The sequence below is a fragment of the Marinobacter sp. LV10R510-11A genome (genome assembly GCF_900215155.1).
Lineage (GTDB): Bacteria > Pseudomonadota > Gammaproteobacteria > Pseudomonadales > Oleiphilaceae > Marinobacter.
The window spans coordinates 3,455,443-3,473,735 of record NZ_LT907980.1 but is presented as its reverse complement, the minus strand read 5'-3'; the positions used below and the strand labels follow the sequence as shown (position 1 = coordinate 3,473,735).

16 protein-coding genes and 2 pseudogenes are annotated in these 18,293 nt (G+C 55.3%); 8 read left to right on the top strand and 10 right to left on the bottom strand.

Features of this window, described 5'->3' with window-relative positions:
• Positions 1-139 precede the first annotated feature (139 nt).
• Both CPH80_RS16755 and CPH80_RS16750 read left to right on the top strand, forming a co-directional pair.
• Positions 140-946, top strand: a complete 807-nt coding sequence (locus CPH80_RS16755; protein WP_096279592.1) for a TatD family hydrolase — start codon at positions 140-142, stop codon at positions 944-946.
• Positions 946-2,154 carry an HD-GYP domain-containing protein gene (locus tag CPH80_RS16750; protein ID WP_096279590.1) on the top strand — a complete coding sequence of 403 codons (1,209 nt, stop codon included), beginning with the start codon at positions 946-948 and terminating at the stop codon, positions 2,152-2,154. Before CPH80_RS16755 ends, CPH80_RS16750 begins: the two co-directional genes overlap by 1 nt.
• A gap of 24 nt (positions 2,155-2,178) precedes the next feature.
• Here the strand turns inward: CPH80_RS16750 and CPH80_RS16745 are convergent, their stop codons facing one another.
• Genes CPH80_RS16745 through CPH80_RS16735 form a run of 3 tightly spaced genes read right to left on the bottom strand, consistent with a single transcriptional unit; the run spans position 2,179 to position 3,783 of the window.
• Entirely contained in the window at positions 2,179-3,090 is a 912-nt protein-coding gene (locus CPH80_RS16745; protein ID WP_096279588.1) for a lysine exporter LysO family protein, read from the bottom strand.
• Positions 3,090-3,410: a DUF2288 domain-containing protein gene (locus tag CPH80_RS16740; RefSeq protein ID WP_096279586.1), complete on the bottom strand. Its 321-nt coding sequence runs from the start codon at positions 3,408-3,410 to the stop codon at positions 3,090-3,092. The genes CPH80_RS16745 and CPH80_RS16740 overlap by 1 nt, the downstream gene beginning before the upstream one ends.
• Positions 3,411-3,450: 40 nt before the next feature.
• Positions 3,451-3,783 (bottom strand): response regulator, encoded by a 333-nt coding sequence (locus CPH80_RS16735; RefSeq protein WP_096279584.1) that lies wholly within the window; start codon positions 3,781-3,783, stop codon positions 3,451-3,453.
• Between the two features lie 228 nt (positions 3,784-4,011).
• Between CPH80_RS16735 and CPH80_RS16730 the strand changes: the two genes are divergently transcribed.
• From CPH80_RS16730 to CPH80_RS23390, 3 genes and pseudogenes are all read left to right on the top strand, one after another.
• The gene (locus CPH80_RS16730) at positions 4,012-5,481 is read left to right on the top strand and encodes an ATP-binding protein (protein ID WP_096279582.1); all 1,470 of its coding nucleotides are present in this window, start codon (positions 4,012-4,014) and stop codon (positions 5,479-5,481) included.
• Positions 5,411-5,677: pseudogene (locus CPH80_RS23395) on the top strand (GAF domain-containing protein); the annotation flags it as partial. The gene CPH80_RS16730 and the pseudogene CPH80_RS23395, both read left to right, overlap by 71 nt.
• 201 nt (positions 5,678-5,878) lie before the next feature.
• Positions 5,879-6,487: an ATP-binding protein gene (locus CPH80_RS23390; protein ID WP_096281724.1), complete on the top strand. Its 609-nt coding sequence runs from the start codon at positions 5,879-5,881 to the stop codon at positions 6,485-6,487.
• Positions 6,488-6,547: 60 nt separating this feature from the next.
• On the opposite strand, the gene acnA is transcribed toward CPH80_RS23390, so the two are convergent.
• Positions 6,548-9,316 carry an aconitate hydratase AcnA gene (gene acnA, locus CPH80_RS16715; protein ID WP_096279580.1) on the bottom strand — a complete coding sequence of 923 codons (2,769 nt, stop codon included), beginning with the start codon at positions 9,314-9,316 and terminating at the stop codon, positions 6,548-6,550.
• 286 nt (positions 9,317-9,602) lie between these two features.
• On the opposite strand from acnA, the gene CPH80_RS16710 reads away from it, so the two are divergent.
• Complete coding sequence (locus CPH80_RS16710) at positions 9,603-11,057, top strand: hypothetical protein (RefSeq protein WP_096279578.1); 1,455 nt, start codon at positions 9,603-9,605, stop codon at positions 11,055-11,057.
• Between the two features lie 120 nt (positions 11,058-11,177).
• Here CPH80_RS16710 and CPH80_RS16705 read toward each other — a convergent pair whose 3' ends face one another.
• On the bottom strand, positions 11,178-12,626 hold the full coding sequence (locus CPH80_RS16705) for a rhomboid family intramembrane serine protease (protein WP_096279576.1): 1,449 nt from the start codon (positions 12,624-12,626) through the stop codon (positions 11,178-11,180).
• A 193-nt stretch (positions 12,627-12,819) separates the two neighbouring features.
• Between CPH80_RS16705 and CPH80_RS16700 the strand changes: the two genes are divergently transcribed.
• On the top strand, positions 12,820-13,260 hold the full coding sequence (locus CPH80_RS16700) for an OmpA family protein (protein WP_096279574.1): 441 nt from the start codon (positions 12,820-12,822) through the stop codon (positions 13,258-13,260).
• 56 nt (positions 13,261-13,316) lie between these two features.
• Here CPH80_RS16700 and CPH80_RS16695 read toward each other — a convergent pair whose 3' ends face one another.
• The 5 genes and pseudogenes from CPH80_RS16695 to CPH80_RS16680 form a co-directional block, all read right to left on the bottom strand.
• A complete protein-coding gene (locus CPH80_RS16695) occupies positions 13,317-13,718 on the bottom strand; it encodes an MAPEG family protein (RefSeq protein ID WP_096279572.1) in 402 nt (133 codons plus the stop codon).
• A gap of 57 nt (positions 13,719-13,775) precedes the next feature.
• Positions 13,776-13,949, bottom strand: coding sequence for a hypothetical protein (locus CPH80_RS23195; protein WP_319823048.1), 174 nt, complete (start codon positions 13,947-13,949; stop codon positions 13,776-13,778).
• A 51-nt stretch (positions 13,950-14,000) separates the two neighbouring features.
• A pseudogene (locus CPH80_RS23385) lies at positions 14,001-14,293 on the bottom strand (1-acyl-sn-glycerol-3-phosphate acyltransferase); the annotation flags it as partial.
• A gap of 227 nt (positions 14,294-14,520) precedes the next feature.
• Complete coding sequence (locus CPH80_RS16685; RefSeq protein WP_096279570.1) at positions 14,521-15,129, bottom strand: class GN sortase; 609 nt, start codon at positions 15,127-15,129, stop codon at positions 14,521-14,523.
• Positions 15,126-17,270 carry a marine proteobacterial sortase target protein gene (locus CPH80_RS16680; RefSeq protein ID WP_096281722.1) on the bottom strand — a complete coding sequence of 715 codons (2,145 nt, stop codon included), beginning with the start codon at positions 17,268-17,270 and terminating at the stop codon, positions 15,126-15,128. The genes CPH80_RS16685 and CPH80_RS16680 overlap by 4 nt, the downstream gene beginning before the upstream one ends.
• 320 nt (positions 17,271-17,590) lie before the next feature.
• Here CPH80_RS16680 and pdsR point away from each other — a divergent pair, with 320 nt between their 5' ends.
• Positions 17,591-18,292, top strand: a complete 702-nt coding sequence (gene pdsR, locus CPH80_RS16675) for a proteobacterial dedicated sortase system response regulator (RefSeq protein ID WP_096279568.1) — start codon at positions 17,591-17,593, stop codon at positions 18,290-18,292.
• Position 18,293 lies beyond the last annotated feature (1 nt).

Sequence of the window (18,293 nt, the reverse complement as noted above, 5' to 3'; positions counted from 1 at the left end):
ACCTGCGCAATAACATTCATCAAGGAAAGCCCTTACAGATGAATGTAGGCCAATAAACAGACAACTGATAAACTCGAACTCTTCATACCCAAGTGTAGCAGTCAAATCGACTGCCTTTACCGGAGCCTAGCACCAGTTCATGAGTAAAAAACGTCGCGAGATTCCCGTATTCGATCACCCGATTATCGAAACGCACTGTCACCTGGATTACCTCAAGGAGCGCCCCCTGGAGGAAACCCTGGAACAGACCCGGCGGGTGAACATCGAGCGGGTGATTACAATCGCAGTCGCACCGGGCAATTTGGCGCAGGTACGCGAGCTCAGCACAATGGCCCCATGGCTCTACGGCACTCAGGGCATTCACCCCCATGAAGCGGAGAGTTACAGCGATGCGGTAGAAAAAGAAATCCGAACCCACGCCCGAGACAAGAAGATCGTTGCCGTAGGCGAGATCGGGCTGGATTATTTTTATGACAAAGCAGACCGCACCATCCAGCGTGAGGTTTTCCGACGTCAGCTTCAGATTGCTTGTGACAGCGATCGCCCGGTGGTTATCCATAGCCGCGATGCAGACGAGGATACAATCGCTATACTCAAAGAGTTTGAGCAGTCCCTCAAGCGCCGTGGTGTTATCCACAGCTTCACATCCGGCCCGGGCCTTGCTCAGTACGCACTGGATCAGGGCTGGAACCTGGGTTTTAATGGCATTACGACCTTCAATAAGGCAGAAAACGTGCGCGATATCGTTCGTATGGCTCCCATCAGCCAGATCCTTCTGGAAACAGACGCCCCGTTCCTAACGCCCGTGCCTTATCGTGGCAAGGAGAATGCCCCTTTCTATCTGCCATTCGTTGCAGAAAAAATCGCTGAAGTGAAAGGCTTGCCACTGGAGGACGTGATCGTCCAGACCTACCACAACAGCTTGCGAACGTTTTTCCCGACTTGATGATCAAACGCATTCCCATATCCGCGCTGAAGGTCGGCATGTACATCACCGACCTCAACAACGACTGGATCCCCCACAACACCCAGCGCAAGCGTGGTGTTATAAAGCGGGAAGAAACCATCGGAAAAATCCGCAAGATGGGCGTGCAATTTGTCTATATCGATGTGCAAAAGGGGAAAGACAGCCAGGATTCTGAAACAGCGGCTGAGATAGAGTCGCGCAACGAGACAGCGCTGCAAAAAGCAGGCGAACAAAAGCCTGGTGTTGCGCCGAGGGTGTCGCTTTCCGAGGAAATGGTGACGGCGCTGGGCGTTCATTCGCAGGCACAGGAGCTGGTTGGCAGCTTTATGAACAGCGCCAAAATAGGCGCTTCCATCGATGTTGCCCCTATCCATCAGCTTGCGGACGAACTGCAGAGCTCCGTTTCCCGCAATGCCAACGCGCTGGGTTGCCTCGGCCGTATTCGCGAAAAGGATAACTACTTGCTTGAGCATTCGGTAAACCTGAGTGTTCTGATGACCGTTTTCGGGCAGTACCGAGAACTGTCCGCCGACGTTATGCACCAGACCGTTGTGGGTGCCCTGCTCCACGATCTTGGTAAAATCCTGACGCCGGATGAAGTGCTGCACAAACCCGGCCGCCTTTCACCGGAAGAGTTTGAAGTCATGAAGCTTCATGCCCGGCACTCCCGTGACATCTTGTCTGCCACTGAGAGCATCGGCGAACTCACCATAATCACCGCGGCCCAGCATCACGAACGCATGGACGGCTCCGGTTACCCGGAGGGGCTGAAGGGCGAGCAGATTTCAGTCTACGGCCGCATGGTCGCCATTACCGATGTTTACGATGCCATTACCGCCGACCGCGTTTATCACAGGGGCATGACACCCACACAGGGCCTAAAGAAGCTTTTGGAATGGAGTGGTGACCACCTGGATGCGGCTCTGGTGAAGCAGTTCATTCGCTGTATCGGCTTGTACCCGGTCGGGTCTCTGATTTTACTCGACAGCGGGCGGCTTGGCGTTGTGGTCGAGATTAACGAAGCGGATCAGCGGTTACCGATTGTGCGCGTGATGTACCACACAAAATTCCGGATGCCGATTACGGTAACAACCATCGATCTCTCAAAAGCTGGTAACCAAGACCGTATTTTGCGCGCCGTTGACCCGGCTAAGTACAGAATTGACGTGCGAAAATTCCTTTCCTAAGCCTGCAACCCTGCTATTTCCTGCCTAGCCGAGAGACAGAAACACACCCATAAAAACCGGCGACAGAAAGGACAGCAGAAAACCGGAAGCAATCGCGACCGGCACACAGCTAAGCCCGCCATTGCTACGGATAACCGGAAGAGTGAAGTCCATGGACGTAGCCCCGCCATAGCCGATGGCCATGGCCGGCCTACTGCCGATCAATAGTGGAATGATTGCCAAAGCGATGATCTCGCGCAGCACATCGTTCAGAAACGCCACACCGCCCCACGCGGGGCCTAGGGCCTCACCCACCACAATCCCGGAGAGCGAGTACCAGCCAAACCCCGAAGCCAGTGCCAGCACATCGTGCCAAGGCAATCCCAGCACCGGGATCAGCAGCACCCCGGCCAGCAAAGAGCTGACCACAAGTGCTAACGCAATACCTAAACCCTGTGTGTTCATCAGTAGCTTGCGTAAGGAAAGACCCGCGTTGCGCAACTGCAAACCAATCAAAAACAGCAGGAGCATCAAAGACCAAGTGGCCAGCTGCTCTGCTTGCGGCAGGTCTGGCAGCAGGAAGTAGCCTGACAACAAGCCCGCCAGTACCGCAAGCAGGGGTTTCAATGCTGCCATAAATAGCCGCACGTAGCCGGCGTCGCCAGAAGACGCATCCCGTTGCTCCGGCATCATGGGTCGCCATCGGTGGAGCAGCCAGAGCGCGGCCATATTGGCGACAAACAGCACCACCACCAACGCTGACACCTGGCCGGCCATGGTTCCAAGCTGGCTCGCCAACCCTTCCATCTGGCCCAAACCAAGCCCCAGAAGCGCCAGAATGAAATACACCAGTGTTTCTACCAAGTAATGAATAGCGGTCATCAGCCGGCGGTTTTCGAGCGACAGGGCGAAGCCAAAAAACAGTGGAGCCAGAATCAGCAAGGCGCCGGTAAACATCAATGCACCGTGGCGTCAGAGCGATCCTGTACCAACACCCAAGGCGCTACCACCACTGCCCAGAGCTCGGTATTGCGGTCGTACCAGGCACGGGCCAAGTCAGGTGATACCTCACCTACGTCGCCGGTTTCGAGCCATTGCTCAAAGCGGGCACGGTTATCAGCGGTCAGCTCGGAAGCTACCTCCAGCAGATCCAGATCTTTACCCACACGCACAACCAGCCCACGGGCATAGTAGGTTTGCAGCTCGTGCCAGCATATGCGGGAGGTTTCCAGATTGAGCTTGGTTTTGATTTCATCGTTATTCTGAGAGGACGACATGACAGCCTTTTGAGATAGTGACAATAAAACTGGCAAGAGCTTAACCGATTGTGCAGGCCTCGTTCCAGATTTCCCTTATCTGGTCGGCCAGTGTGAGGGGGTCAAATGGCTTAGGCATAACGCCGGCTGCACCTTGTGCCAGATAACTCTGAACCTTCGCCGTCATGAACACGGCCGGCGTTTCAGCATAACCCGGCAAAAGCCGGATGGCTTTCAAGGTTGCCGGACCATCCATCCCCGGCATCATGACATCCAGAACAATGAGCTGAGGCTGGCATTCATCAATCTGTTCCAGAGCCACTTCCGCTACCGTGCGGATATCCGGCTCATCTTCAATCATCAAAATACGTTTAAGGTTGTTATCTTGCGTCATCTTGGCCCTCTGATCCCTGTATTCAACACCCAGTCTTCACAATATAACGCTCTCAGTCGGCGGTCAAAAATCACAATAACAACCCGCCGCTTTAAGCCACGGTAACGCCATTACGCCCCGCGCGCTTGCGTTGATAAAGCGCGCGATCTGCTGCCCCAGGGACAACTTACAAAGCTCCTGCGAAAACAGCAAAAACTAAGGGAACTGTTCCCCCATAGCCTGAATGTTATGTCACCAAACGCAACCAGCCTCGCGGAGAATGTTTTTGTACCCGGCAGAGTCGACACCTATTTTGGCGACCGACCCCACTGGAAAGAAGCTATTAAAACTCGTCGTCCGGTAATCAGCCGCCCCACGATCGGCCGGTCAACGGGCGTGCCGCTGATGATCTTTATTGTACCGATCAAAAGTGACCGCGGAGAACTGCTCGGTCTTCTCAGTGGCGCCCTGCGTATGGATCATACGGTGCTGATACCCGAGTACGTTAGGAGTGATGCCAGTAAAGACGCTCTTTTTCTGGTGGTAGACACAGACAACTTCCTGTTCGTAGAGGGCTCCGGCCCGGGGAAAGTTATTGAGGACCTGCCAAACCCAGGAGAAAACCTGCTGATTGATGCCGCACTGTCCGGCATCCGTTTTGGGGAAGTTGAAAGCGCATCAGGTGAGATGTTGATCTATGCAACTAACCACCTGCAGCGCTTGGGCTGGTTATTTATTCGCGCCGTTCCGAAATCCCTTGCGACCGCTCCCGCAGAGCAGGCCTTCATCCGGTTCTTTCTGATCAGCATAGGGGTAACGCTCGGCATATTGTTGCTGACCTACGTGGCGCTGCGGTCAACCACTGCGTCCCTTACTCAGATGACCGGGCGTATACGTTCAATGATCCAGAAGCCCGAATCCTCCCGCCGTCTTGAAGAGCAAGGAGCGCCTGAAGTGCGTGACTTGGCACATGCGTTTAACCGGTTGATGGATGAACGCGACGCCAACAACCGACTCAAAGACAATTTTGTGTCCAATGTCAGCCATGAGTTGCGAACACCGCTGACCTCAATGAATGGCGCCTTACGGCTGCTTCAGTCTGGTACAACAGGCGAACTCCCGGAACGTGCCAAAGAGATGACAGCGCTGGCTTTGCGCAATGGCGAACGTTTGCAACGGCTCATCGGCGATATGCTCGACTTCAATAAGCTGTCCAGCGGCAAAATGCGCCTGAATCTTCAACCAGAAGACCTGCGAGAATTGCTCACCGAAACCGTCAGTAGCAACGAAACCACGGCCCAGGAATCAGGCGCCAAACTGGTCGCAAGCGATATCCCCGAGGTGATTCTGAAGACAGATGGCCACCGATTACGACAAATTCTGGATAACTTCATCAGCAACGCCATCAAGTTCTCACCCGAGAACGGCCTGGTCACCATCCATGCCGAAAAAATTAGTCACAACCGGCTACGCATCACCATTAGCGACGAAGGGGAAGGTGTGCCGGACAGATTTAAGAACCAGATTTTTGATCGCTTTGCCCAAGCAGAAGTAGGCACAACCCGGGCAGCCAGCGGCACCGGCCTAGGCTTAGCGATCAGCCGCCAGCTTGCTGGCTTGCTAAACGGCGACGTCGGATTCTTTAACAGTGGCGGTGCGCACTTCTGGGTTGAATTGCCTATCAACGACTCCGCGCTCTCGGAGGGCCAGACATCATGAAAAAACCCGACTTCCCACCAATGAACGCGCCAGGCAAACAGCACTGGACCAACTACGAATTCTGGACACCCAGAAAGATGAACGCTTCTTCGATAATCCTCTAGTGACAGGCAACCCGAACATTCGCTTCTATGCAGGTACGCCGCTTCACAGCGCGGACGGCCATGCCTTGGGCACTTTATGCGTCATTGACCGGAAACCGCGCACACTGAGCGCAGAAGATCGCCAGTGCCTGCGGGATCTGGCGGACTGTGCCGAAGAGCAGATCAATGCTCGCGAGCTGGCCATTCACTACCGCGAACTGGAACAACAGAATGAATCCTTAGTCGTGCTCAACCAACTGGTAGACCTGGTGCCTGGCGGGCTGTATCAGTTCCGTCGCTATCCGGATGGGCGCATGAACTATCCCTACAGCAGCAAGGGGATTGAGCGTATGTTCGGTGTGACCCAGAAGCAGGCCCGGGAGGATGCTACGGCGGTTTTCGCGACGATCAACCCCGATGACCTAGCCGCTGTAGCCGCTTCGATTGAGGAGTCTGCAAGTCGGCTGAGCACTTGGTCGATCCAGTTCACGATACGCGGGCCGGAGCGCAGCTGGCTGGCGCCGCTAATTAATGACTTACTGGATATCGAAAAGCTGGTAGCGGGCAAACTGGACATCAACTTGAAACAGCAGCCTTTACAGCCTCTGCTTGAACAGGCGGTCACCATAAATCAGTCCTACGGGGCTCAGCGTGAAATCACCATCGAGCTTGCGCCCGACATCCCCGAGACCAAGATATTCGTCAACGGACAGGGCGTTCCGGAAGCTTTCCGGGATCAGATTTTCCAGCGTTTTGCCCAGGCTGACAGCTCCGATACCCGCAGCCAGGGAGGAACCGGCCTTGGGTTGGCCATTACGAGAGAGCTCATCACTGCCATGGCCGGCGAGGTGGGATTTGAGTCTGTGCCCGGCCAAGGCGCCACATTCTGGATAAGGCTGCCCCTGGCAAGCGACGACCCATAAAAAAGCCGGCAACCTTTAGCAGGCGGCCGGCTCTTTATCTGAACCAGTAAAGCAGTCGGTTCAGGCAGACTTGAGCATCTCACGCACCACATAGTGCAAGATGCCACCATGGATGAAATACACCGCCTCGTTGGCAGTATCGATCCGCGATTTCAGATCACAGCTTGCGGTGGCACCATCCTTGTAGGTTACCGTCATGGTCAGGGTTTGCCCCGGCGTTATTTCGCCGGACAGCCCATCAATGGAAATAGTTTCCTCTCCGGTCAGCTTCAAGCTCTTACGATCCGTACCTTCCGGGAACTGCAGAGGCATAACGCCCATACCAATCAGGTTGGAACGATGAATCCGCTCGTAGGATTCCGCCACCACAGCCCGAACACCTAGCAGCCTCGTACCCTTGGCCGCCCAGTCACGACTGGAGCCTGTGCCGTATTCCTTACCGGCAATCACCACCAGCGGTGTGCCCTGCTGTATGTACTTCATCGCCGCATCGTAGATGGGCATCTGCTCCCCAGTGGGCACATACTTCGTGAAACCACCTTCAACGGTCTCTAGCATTTCGTTGCGGATACGTACGTTGGCAAAGGTGCCGCGCATCATCACTTCGTGGTTACCACGGCGGGAGCCGTAGGAGTTGAAATGCTTCGGGTCTACACCGTGTTCCTGCAGGTATTTACCCGCTGGAGAGTCGGCTGCGAAGGAACCGGCTGGAGAGATATGATCCGTGGTTACAGAATCGCCTAGCAGCGCCAGAATGCGTGCGTCCTGCACATCTTCAATCGGTTCAGGCTCTGGGCCCATACCTTCAAAGAAAGGTGGGTGCTGAATGTACGTAGACTTTTCAGACCATTCGTAAACCTTGCTCTCAGGTACCTGGATGGCCTTCCAGGTGTCGTCGCCGTCAAACACTTCGGCGTATTCCTTGCGGTACATGTCCGTTTTCACTTTTTCTACCGCTTCCGCGACTTCCTTCTGGCTGGGCCAGAGATCCTTCAGGAATACCGGGTTACCATCTTTATCCTTGCCCAGCGGCTCCTTGTCGAGATCCAACCGCACGTTGCCAGCCAGAGCGTAGGCCACAACCAACGGAGGCGAGGCCAGCCAGTTGGTTTTCACCAGAGGATGCACCCGGCCTTCGAAGTTGCGGTTGCCGGAGAGCACAGAAGCCACGGTGATATCGCCATCAACAACGGCTTTTTCAACCGCATCCGGCAGTGGGCCGGAGTTACCAATGCAAGTCGTGCAACCGTAACCAACCAGGTTAAACCCAAGTTCGTTCAGATCACCCTGAAACCCGCCTACACGCAGGTAGTCGGTTACGACCTTGGAGCCGGGGGCCAGTGAGGTCTTTACCCAGGGTTTGGATTTCAGGCCCTTGGCGACTGCCTTCTGGGCAATAAGGCCGGCTGCCATCATAACGCTGGGGTTAGACGTGTTTGTACAGGAGGTAATGGCGGCAATAACCACCGCGCCCGGATCCAGCCGCGTTTGCTCTCCGTTTAACTCCAGATGCTGGCTCGATGGGTGGTGGTAACTCTCCTCCACGCCCACTGCAGTCTGGCCACCTTCCGATTCTAGATTGATTTCGCGGGTATCACTCGTATCCGGCAAACCTTCGGCGGTTGCCATCAGCAATTCGAAAGTTGATTTCATGTTTTTCAGTGCAACCCGATCCTGGGGCCGCTTCGGGCCAGCCAGGCTGGCTTCCACTTCACTCATGTCCAGCTCCATGGTGGCGCTGTAAGCTGGCTCATGGCCTGGCTCCCGCCATAGGCCCTGAGCCTTGGCGTAGGCCTCTACCAGCTCTACCTGCTCGTCTTCGCGGCCGGTTAGGCGCAGGTATTTAAGGGTTTGTTCGTCCACCGGGAAAAACCCGCAGGTTGCCCCATACTCTGGAGACATATTGGCGATGGTGGCACGGTCTGCCACCGGCATATCTTTAAGGCCATCGCCATAAAATTCCACGAACTTGCCAACCACGCCTTTCTTTCGGAGCATTTCAGTAACCGTAAGCACCAGATCCGTAGCGGTGATGCCCTCACGCAGTTTGCCGGAAACCTTGAAGCCCACAACCTCTGGGATCAGCATAGATACCGGCTGCCCTAGCATGGCGGCTTCTGCCTCAATACCGCCAACACCCCAACCAAGAATACCTAGGCCGTTAATCATGGTGGTGTGGGAGTCTGTTCCAACCAGCGTGTCCGGATAGGCTATGGTTTTATCGCCCTGCTTCTTATGCCACACGGTTTTGCCCAGGTATTCGAGGTTCACCTGGTGACAGATACCGGTTCCCGGCGGAACCACACGGAAGTTATCAAAGGCTTGCTGGCCCCAGCGCAGGAATTCGTAACGCTCTTGGTTACGCTCCATCTCGATGGCTACGTTTTCAGCGAAAGCGGTAGGGGTACCAAACTCGTCGACCATCACTGAGTGGTCAATCACCAGATCCACAGGGGATAGCGGATTGATCAGCGCAGGATCTCCGCCCGCCTTTTTAACGGCCTCACGCATGGCGGCCAGATCAACCACACCTGGCACCCCGGTAAAGTCCTGCATCAGCACCCGGGCCGGACGAAACTGAATCTCGGTATCTGAGTGCTGGTCTTTCAGCCAATGAGCCATGGCACTGATGTGGGTCTGGTCTACTGTTGTGCCGTCTTCGTTGCGCAATAGGTTTTCCAGAAGAACTTTTAGGGAAAACGGCAGGCGGCTGATATCGCCAAGCGATTCCGCAGCTTTGGGTAAGCTGTAATAATGGTATGTCTTTCCGCCTGCGTTCAATTCACTGAGCGTATTCAGGCTGTCTTTTCCAAGGTTATCGTTCGGCATACTGTGCCTCCATTATTCGTTATGACCCGAGCACAATTTCAGGTGCTCTCTGCGACAGTAAACAATTAGGCTGGCGCATAAGTCAGGAAATGTGAAGTCTTACTATAACTATTGCACCGTTTAGCCAGAGTTCAACCATGATCCGGTGAATGTCCGGGATTCACGGGCTGAATGCTCGATTTCAGCGCGCTGTTGAGGCGAGCTACCAACAGGTTTACTGCGATCCGACGGGACATCTGGCATTATTGTGGCTCAGTTTTCTGACGGATCAGGACAAACACCTACCATGAAACACGATTGCCACTACCACCCAGGTGACCCTGCCAAATGGCACTGCAGCGAATGTCAGGTGCATTACTGCACCCGGTGCATGCCAGATGCTGATACTCGCCAGCGTAAGGCACTGTGTCCAAGCTGCAGCAAGGCCATGCGCTATATGGGGGCTGCAACGGAAGTAGTACCTTTCTGGAACCGAATCGGATCTTTTTTTCGTTACCCATTCCATTCCGACCCGCTGATCGTGATTGCTATCTGCACACTGGTGCCCATTGTTGCACCGGCCAATCTGATCGGTATCCTGATTTGGTTGTTACTGGCGCTCGCGCTGTTCAAGTACACCTATGCGGTGATCAACCACACAGCTGAAGGCCACCTGAAGCCGCCCTCCGTGTCTGTGGCCTTTACAGGCAATGGGTTTAACATCGTTATTCTCCAGCTGTTGGTTTTTATTCTGATGGGCGGGCTGGTTGGCGCAGCCGCGATGCTGGGCGGCCCGCTACTGATGATGCTTGCATTGGCTTTTGTGGTGCTGGCGCTGCCCGCCAGCATCATGGTGCTAGCCATGGAACGTTCCGTGGGCGCTGCCGTAAACCCGATGAATTTGGCTGTACTGATTTCCCGCATCGGTACCCCCTATTTCTTGCTGTATGGCTACCTGATTCTGCTCACTCTAGCCTCCGGCGTGGCCCAGGACTTTGCTCTTAATCACTTCCCATTTTGGCTCTCACAACCATTGTCTGGCTTTCTGAACAGTACTTTCACTCTGATTCTCTTCAACATGCTTGGTTATCTGCTGTTCCAGTATCAGGAAGAGCTGGGGTTCGCCTCGGATATTCAGGGAGAAACTGAAGAGGCAGACATACAACAGCGTGATCGCAGCACCCGTTTTGATGCGGATATTGATATGAACCTGAAAGACGGCAACTACGACCGCGTTCAGGGCATGCTGAAGGAGGCATTGAAGCGAAACCGCCTTGATCCGGTGCGTATCGAGCAACTTTACCAGCTACTGGTTGCCCGGAACGACGTAATCGAACTTTATCAATTCCACCCACGAATTCTAGACTGGCTGGCCGACCGGAACGACAGCGAAGGCATAGCCGCTGTACTCGGCATGCTCGAGCAGGCTGAACCAGGTTTCAAACTGGATGACCCGGAGCTAGCTGTCGTTTGCGCCCGATGCCTCTATCATCGCAAGCAATTCAAACTGGCTCTGCGACTGCTACAGGATTTCCACAAGCGCTTCCCAGACAGCGAAGAGCTGGCTCCAGCCTACTTGCTGGTTGCACAAACGTTAGCCAATGGTATGGGGCAGTGGGAGAAGGCAACAGCCTTTTTGACGTTCATCCAAAAGCGCTGCGTTAACCACCCCCTGCATGAACAGGTTCCAGTTTTTCTAGCACAAGCTGAGAAGCGGGAACTTCTTAAAGGCCCAAAGGCGTCATTCGCAACGCCGGACTAGGGAAGCTGGGGGGGGAGGGTATTCCAAAACCGTGCGGAGCCATGGATGGCGGAGCCGAGCGTACAGGGAGGTATTCACAGCGTGTTTTGGAATACCCTCCCCCCAGCTTCCCGACCACCGTCAGCCCGCCTGCAGCAGCTGACGGTAATGTCTAGCCTTAGGTGCCATTTGTAGTTTCTCGAACTCTTCTGCAAGCAGCCGGCATGCCTCCGTGGTTAGCATCGGGTCGTCGGCACCGCGCAGGCGCTCAAAGGCCTTCTCTGCGGCTTTCAGGTCGTGTTGCTTAAGGCTGGCGAATAACACTCGATTGTGATCCTCTGCAGCAAGTGGGTGATGGCTTTCCCCTTTGCTCAAGTATTCCTGCCACACGGCAATCATCTGCGCGGGCTGCCGGCGGCTCAGGGTATCGTTCATCCTTTCGCGGGCACGAGACAGATATTCGGGTAAGTCTGGGCGCAGTTTGGCGAGGTTATAAAGATGCTCTAACAAGATAGGCCTGTCTGGATATTGTTCACGCAACGCCTCGAACTGACCCTTGGCCCGTTCAAAATCCATGTGCCCCAGACTTGCCATGGCCTGGGCGTAGCCGATTGTGAAGCGCTCGTCTTGTTCGTCTTCCTCAGGCTCAAAGAACTCTTCGTGTACCTGCAGCCAGCTTTTACCTAGCATCCACACCAGCCCAGCGCCGGCCAGAAGGCCGCCAGCGTGGGCCATATAGGCAACGCCGGTGGCACCGGCGAACCAGTAATCGTAGATCTCTTTGCCCAGCCACACCGGCAATATAGCCAGCGCAGGGGCTCGGAAGTAGTTGAAATACACGCCAAGAAAGTAGAAGAAGCGAATCTTCTGTAAACCGTAAATAGCCACGTACATGCCCATCAACCCGGAAATCGAACCGGATGCACCCACAAGCGGGATATGGCTGCCCAGCGAGAACATGGTGAAAACAACGCCAGACAAGGCACCGCACACCAGATAGGCCAGTAGGTATCGGCCTGGGCCAAGGGCTTTTTCAACGGTGAAGCCGAGAAGGAACAAGAAGACCAGGTTACCAATAATGTGCCCCCAGCCTCCGTGTAGGAATTGGTAGGTAACCAGAGTGTATAGAGACAGTTTCGCCGGTATCAGGCCCAGTTTCTGGGCGCTCAGGCGCTGAATGTAGGTTTCTTCAATGATCGTACGTTTTTCCAGCCATTGCACACGCTCAGCTGGAGCCCAGATCACATCACGGTTCTGCAGCAGATACTGATAGAACTCCCGATCCATGAGCAGGCTGACAGAAAGCCAGAAATCCTCGTCTTCTGCCCTCAGCTTCTGAAACTGTCGCAACTCAAGAGCACGTTCATCTTCGCCTTCAAAGCGGATTTTCCGCTGCAGATAATCTTCATAAGCCGGCCCCTCCAATACTTGCAAACCCGCATCCACGTAGGCATCCACCGCTTGCTCAAGTTTGCGGCTGTCTCCCCCTTGGTAAAACAGGAAAACCAGAACGCAAGTGAGCATCAACCCGAGGGTGACCCAGGGTGGGCGCTTCCAGTTAACGGCGTTTTCAGCAGGAATAATCAACATGGGCGGTCACAATTCATCATAATCTGTCCCTGAAAAACTGTTTTTTATCACAGTAGTGTCTTATTTTCGCGCTTAAATGGTTTTCAGCGTGAAGGTCTTATCGGCCATTCGCCAATTCTTGTTATTTCTGCTTGGGCTAATAGTTAGCAGAAATAACAAGAAAAACCGGAGATTTGGAACAAGGATACTGCAGATGACCATACTCGTATTGGACAACCCGGAGTTGATTGCCAAAGCTGCCGTGGCAGCCGGCTTTAACGCAGCCACCCTTGTGGCTGAAGGCAAACGCCCACACCGAATGAAGTTTCACTACGGTTACAATAAGCACGCACTGGACAGTTCAGACAGCGCGATTATCCGTCAGCATGCAGTCTATCTGACGCAGCACCCGGCCGTCAGCGTTCGAATTCATGGCCACTCTGATAATTTTGGTGCTGAAGACTATAACCGTTTTTTGTCACGACTGCGGACTAACGCGGTCGCCAAGCTTCTGATGAAAGAGGGCGTTGCCGAATCGCGGCTTCTGGTTGCAAGCTGGGGATCATCTCGCCCCCTGGCGACACCAGACGACAGAGCTGCCAACCGTCGGGTAGAGCTGGAATATCTGACCCGCGATGTGGCGAAAGCACTCTAGGTAGGAAAATACAACGGGGTCGAAATGAACGACCCCGGAGGGGCTGGCCGTCGCAGTCAGCCGTAAACGCTCCAAACATTCCATAACAGCAGGATCGCAGCGGCCAGAATAGCCAGCCAGGTCAGCACAATGCCGATTGCCCGTGCTTTATGCTCCTCTCCATGCCCATTAATCATGCCCCAGGCGTGGAGAATACGGCCAAACACCAGTGCCATCCCCGTCCAATAAATAAGGCCGCTTGCCACACCGTTCAGCTCCGCAATACCCAGCATAATCAGGCCAAGCGGTGCATACTCTATTAGATTCCCGTGGGCGCGGACAGCGGCTTCAAAATCACGGTCGTCGGTCGTGCCCATGGCTTTTTTGTACTTCAGGCGGAATTTCACGACCTGAACCGAAAGCACCAGCAACAAAATGCCAAGAACGGCAGCAAACACTCCAGTAACGGGTACAACCATAATCAGCTCTTCCTAGTTTTGTTGACAATAGCCAGCGCGCCAAAACCCCAGCCCCTCTCAGAGAGAGGCAATGGTCTCAGCCATTTCTTTGTGACACCGCGCGATTAGAGCGGGAACATCCTCAATGGTAAGGCCTATGGTTTCTACCGGGGGCAAAATCCGGATAGTGACCGGCTCACGCTGGCCCAACCAACCCAATGTTTTATTCCGATACTCGGCTGTGCATACCATAACAATTGGCGCCCCAGCCGTCACTGCTGCGTAGAAGGCTCCTTTTTTAAACTTCTGCAGGCCTCGGCCCTTGCTTCGTGTGCCCTCCACAAAACCCACAGGCTTTTGTTATCACGAGTGATCGCCTCACTGGTCGCCTGCATTGCTGCAATGGCTTTGCGGGCAAGGGCCCGGTTCAGTATTACATTACCGCCCAGCCAGAACACCCAGCCGAAGAACGGAATCCAGACCAGTGATGACTTGCCTACGGTAACGGTGCGAGGCGCCACCAAATCGCCCACCACAAAAAGGTCATCGTTGTACTGGTGATTAGCAATAGCGACCACAGGGCGATCCTGAGGCATGTGCTCCGCGCCTTCCAGAGGCCTCTTCATACCAAGTATTGCGCGACCCGTCCGCGCCATTGCGATGGCCATCAGGCGGTTATTGTCAGGGTTAAATGGCCTGAGGATATAAAGCGGCAAGGCGAGCATACAGAGCACGGGAACACTCAGCCAAGCCAAAAAATTTCTGATAAAGCCCATACGGCAAACTCTGCAACAGGATTTTGGCGCACAAGTGTACGCCAAGATTATAGGCCTGCAACAGTGTCAATTTCTTCCAATGACTGCTGGCCAAGAATACCATCGGCGTGAGCTTCCACCACGTACCGCAGCGGGCCGCCCGCATCCATGCTGTCGAACGGATAGCAGGTAACCAGCAGCAGGGTATCCGCAGACAACTGGCGGGTATCGATGAATTCCGAACGGCTATCCACAATTCTTGTTTCATGCACTCGATAGCCCTGCCACCGGCCGTCCCGGCTTTGCAGGCGCAGTTCATTGCCGGGCTCCAGGTGTTTCAGGGGCCGGAAATGGGTATCCCGGTGGCCAGCAATAATGACGGCACCTTGTTGGCCTTGCACCCCCATCATCTGCCCAGGCCCAAAGGCCAGGCTTTCCCCATGCACACCCGCCAAAACAATCATTGAGTCACCCAGCCCCGGCATGGAAAGCTTCGCCACCGGCCAGGTGTCGGCCCAAGGCCAGGGCCGGGGCCGGGATTCGGTCTGCTGGGCCTGGCTTTCAGCCCAAGCAATTTCCAGAAGCTCCTGCGCCATCACGGCCTTCAAAGGAATCCACAACCCAAAGACCAGCATGACTGCAGAGCTTGTCATCAATAACAACAGCAGGCGGCTCATGGGTACGCCCGCCTTTGCAGCAACACGATAGCGGCACAGAGCATCAGACCTAGCAGCCCCAATGCAATTAACAGAGGTGCCGTCGTAGCCGTTTGCGGGTAACGGGTCATACCAGGCTGACTTCCAGCAGGTCTCAGGGTTGGCAGGTTGTCTTTCAACAAAGCACTGTCTGAAGCCCGCACAGGCGTTGTGTCTACCGCCACAAAGCTGGTGTAAGGCGACATCAGGCTGTGCTCGATCGCCAGACTGGTGATCTTCGCTTTATCTGGTTCCTGCCCCTTTACTCGGGCCTCGTCCATAAGGCTGTCGATTTTCTCGCGAGCCCAGTAGCGGTTAAGGCCAGTGGCAGAAGCAGCCTGCTGCAAATCCAGGCTCCTCTGCCATTTCCCACCACCCGGCAACCGACCTGAAACACTCAACTCACCGGCCGGCGGCACACCTCGCACCACCTGTATCAGTGGCTCACCCTGAAACAGATCGCCGGGGCGCCGTGGAAAGCTGTTTTCCAGCGCCGATGCTGACTGGCCCGGCCAGCGCACCTCGATATCCGTCAACACCGGCGCCTCCATGGCTGCAAACAGTCTGGCCAAAGGGCCACTGATATCCGCCGGATCCTGCACAGAGGTATAACTGCCACGCCCCCAGCGCGCTGCCTCCCGCATAAAGTGCCTGTTGGGCGCTGAACCTATGGCAACCGTGAACAACCTCTGGTCGCCCAATTGACGACGGATCTGGCTGAACAATGCCGACTCGTTGCCAACCGCACCGTCGGTCATGAACACCACTTGCCGCACTCGTAATGACGCCTCATCCAGCAATTCGCCGCTCGCCCTGCCATGGCCCTGAAGAGCCATCGTCAACGCCGGCGCCATTTCCGTGCCGCCGTCGGCCTTCAGCCGACTTACGTAATGGCGTGCGCGGGCCAGATTGTTGGCCGTCGCCATTACCGGCTGCATGAACAACGCATGGGGCTGAGAGTTAAACTGAATTACATTGAACCGATCCCCGGGCACCAGCGTCTCCAGCCCCAGCTGTAAAGCCTCCCGCGCCTGCCGAATAGACTCCCCGGCCATGGAGCCAGAGGTATCAATCACAAACGTCAGCTCCCGCGGCAAACGGGTTTTACCTGATTTTCCTGGCACTACCATAGCCAGCAAATATTCCTCTCCATCCCAACGCTGATGAAAAACAGCCGCCCCAGGCTCCTGACCTGCAAGCGGCTGCCAACGCAACACAAAATCCCGGTTCATCACAATATCCCCTACCTGCGGCTGAACCGTCACCACCTGGCCGTCCTGCTGTGTCGCCAGCTCATGGCTAGGACTAGACACCCGCGCCAACGGAAGACCGGCATCAATCGTGAACCGAACCGAAGCCCGATGGCTGTCCGCAGCCACGTCTGCTAAATCCACGGTAAACGGACTGATAGCATCAGCATCCGGCACTTCCGTGGTGGGCACCGCCCAACCACCCTGCCACTGCTGTGGCGTCGTAGCCAAAGGCTCGCCCGGCATATACCTCGGCGTCAGCGTCGTCGGCACACTCAGCTCAAAAACCCCATCCTGATAACCCACCGACTGCTGATAACTAAGCTCCACACTCACCGTTGCCCCCGGCGGAATATTCGCCACCCGGGTCGTGAAAAGATTCGGCCGCTGCTGCTCAACCGTTGCCGCATGACGCCCGGAATCCCGTGCCTTCTCATAGGTTCTCTTTGCTTCCTCACGGGCCTGAACCTCACCCACAATGGTGCGTTCCCCCACCTTCATGGTTAGCCCGTACACACTGGCCTTCTCAGGAAGCGGAAACACGAACACGCCTTCACGCCACTGATCACTCGTATTCCGAAACGTACGCACCAACCGACTATCCGCAATTAGTCCACTAACTCGAACATCAAACTCACTCCCCAACACCAGCGCCGGCTCCTGCCACTGGCCCTTGCCATCTACAAAGTGCAGCGCACCCGCTGTGTCCTCACTACTTGTGTTGGCTTCAGCATAAAGAGGCTGAACAAACAGCATCAACAACACCGCCAGCCACAAACTGACATCCTCCATAAAGCGCCGAATACGAAAGGCGCGACATCCACTGAGCCATCCCGTGCGGCTGGGGGCCCTTCCGAAACCGTGCGGAGCCATGGATGGCGGAGCCGAGCGTACAGGGAAGTATTCACAGCGTGTTTCGGAAGGGCCCCCAGCCGCATGGGAGGGCGGACTCTGAAGAAACGATAAAGCACTGTGCTTCGACGATATGGCAGAAAACATCATGGCAAGATCCTTTGGCTACACGATTCAATAAGACCTAGCCATTTCAACAACCCGAAAAGGAACTCCCGTGGCAGAATCAAACATTCCGCCCACAAAAAATGATGAATTATGACAACACCGCAAGCTAACCTTGTTATCAGGGCCCGCCGTGTTTAAATAGATTCACATCGCCCACGGATAACAGCCAAAACATGAAAAAACACCTAGTCCTGATAGAGGACGAGCCCGCCATCCGCGACAACTACCGCGCCGCGTTTGAACGCCGGGGCTATCGCGTATCCACCTACGGTGACCGATCGTCCGCCTGGCAGGTGCTGCGCCAGAGCCTGCCAGATCTCGCCATTATTGATGTCGGACTGGGGGATGAGCCCGAAGGCGGATTTGCCCTGTGCCAATACTTACGCTCACTGTCCGGAACACTGCCCATCATCTTCCTCACCGCCCGGGACAGCGACATAGATTCCGTACACGGCCTGCGCCTGGGCGCAGACGACTACGTCACCAAAGACATGAGCATGGAACACCTGCTGGCACGGGTGACCGCCCTGCTACGCCGGGCAGACGCCTGGGCAGAAGCCCTGCAAAAACCAGATGAAGTAGTAAGCCGTGGCCGCCTCAACCTCAACGTTGATCGCATGACCGTGGCCTGGGATCAGACCGCGATAGACCTCACCGTTACGGAATTTTGGATGCTGCACGCATTGGTTCAGCACCCGGGCCACGTGCGCAGCCGCGAACAACTCATGGAAGCCGCCAGCACGGTTTTGGATGACAACACTGTGACCTCCCACATTAAACGCATCCGCAGCAAATTCCTTCAGCTCGACAGCACCTTCGACAGCATCCAGACCGCCTACGGCATGGGCTATCGCTGGAATGCCCGTGAGCTCTGAT

Bases quoted from the DNA above. Each gene is read 5' to 3' on its own strand.
- CPH80_RS16755 (WP_096279592.1), top strand. From the start codon at position 140: ATGAGTAAAAAACGTCGCGAGATTCCCGTATTCGATCACCCGATTATC.
- CPH80_RS16750 (WP_096279590.1), top strand. From the start codon at position 946: ATGATCAAACGCATTCCCATATCCGCGCTGAAGGTCGGCATGTACATC.
- CPH80_RS16745 (WP_096279588.1), bottom strand. From the start codon at position 3,090: ATGTTTACCGGCGCCTTGCTGATTCTGGCTCCACTGTTTTTTGGCTTC.
- CPH80_RS16740 (WP_096279586.1), bottom strand. From the start codon at position 3,410: ATGTCGTCCTCTCAGAATAACGATGAAATCAAAACCAAGCTCAATCTG.
- CPH80_RS16735 (WP_096279584.1), bottom strand. From the start codon at position 3,783: ATGACGCAAGATAACAACCTTAAACGTATTTTGATGATTGAAGATGAG.
- CPH80_RS16730 (WP_096279582.1), top strand. From the start codon at position 4,012: ATGTCACCAAACGCAACCAGCCTCGCGGAGAATGTTTTTGTACCCGGC.
- CPH80_RS23390 (WP_096281724.1), top strand. From the start codon at position 5,879: ATGAACTATCCCTACAGCAGCAAGGGGATTGAGCGTATGTTCGGTGTG.
- acnA (WP_096279580.1), bottom strand. From the start codon at position 9,316: ATGCCGAACGATAACCTTGGAAAAGACAGCCTGAATACGCTCAGTGAA.
- CPH80_RS16710 (WP_096279578.1), top strand. From the start codon at position 9,603: ATGAAACACGATTGCCACTACCACCCAGGTGACCCTGCCAAATGGCAC.
- CPH80_RS16705 (WP_096279576.1), bottom strand. From the start codon at position 12,626: ATGTTGATTATTCCTGCTGAAAACGCCGTTAACTGGAAGCGCCCACCC.
- CPH80_RS16700 (WP_096279574.1), top strand. From the start codon at position 12,820: ATGACCATACTCGTATTGGACAACCCGGAGTTGATTGCCAAAGCTGCC.
- CPH80_RS16695 (WP_096279572.1), bottom strand. From the start codon at position 13,718: ATGGTTGTACCCGTTACTGGAGTGTTTGCTGCCGTTCTTGGCATTTTG.
- CPH80_RS23195 (WP_319823048.1), bottom strand. From the start codon at position 13,949: ATGGTATGCACAGCCGAGTATCGGAATAAAACATTGGGTTGGTTGGGC.
- CPH80_RS16685 (WP_096279570.1), bottom strand. From the start codon at position 15,129: ATGAGCCGCCTGCTGTTGTTATTGATGACAAGCTCTGCAGTCATGCTG.
- CPH80_RS16680 (WP_096281722.1), bottom strand. From the start codon at position 17,270: ATGGCTCCGCACGGTTTCGGAAGGGCCCCCAGCCGCACGGGATGGCTC.
- pdsR (WP_096279568.1), top strand. From the start codon at position 17,591: ATGAAAAAACACCTAGTCCTGATAGAGGACGAGCCCGCCATCCGCGAC.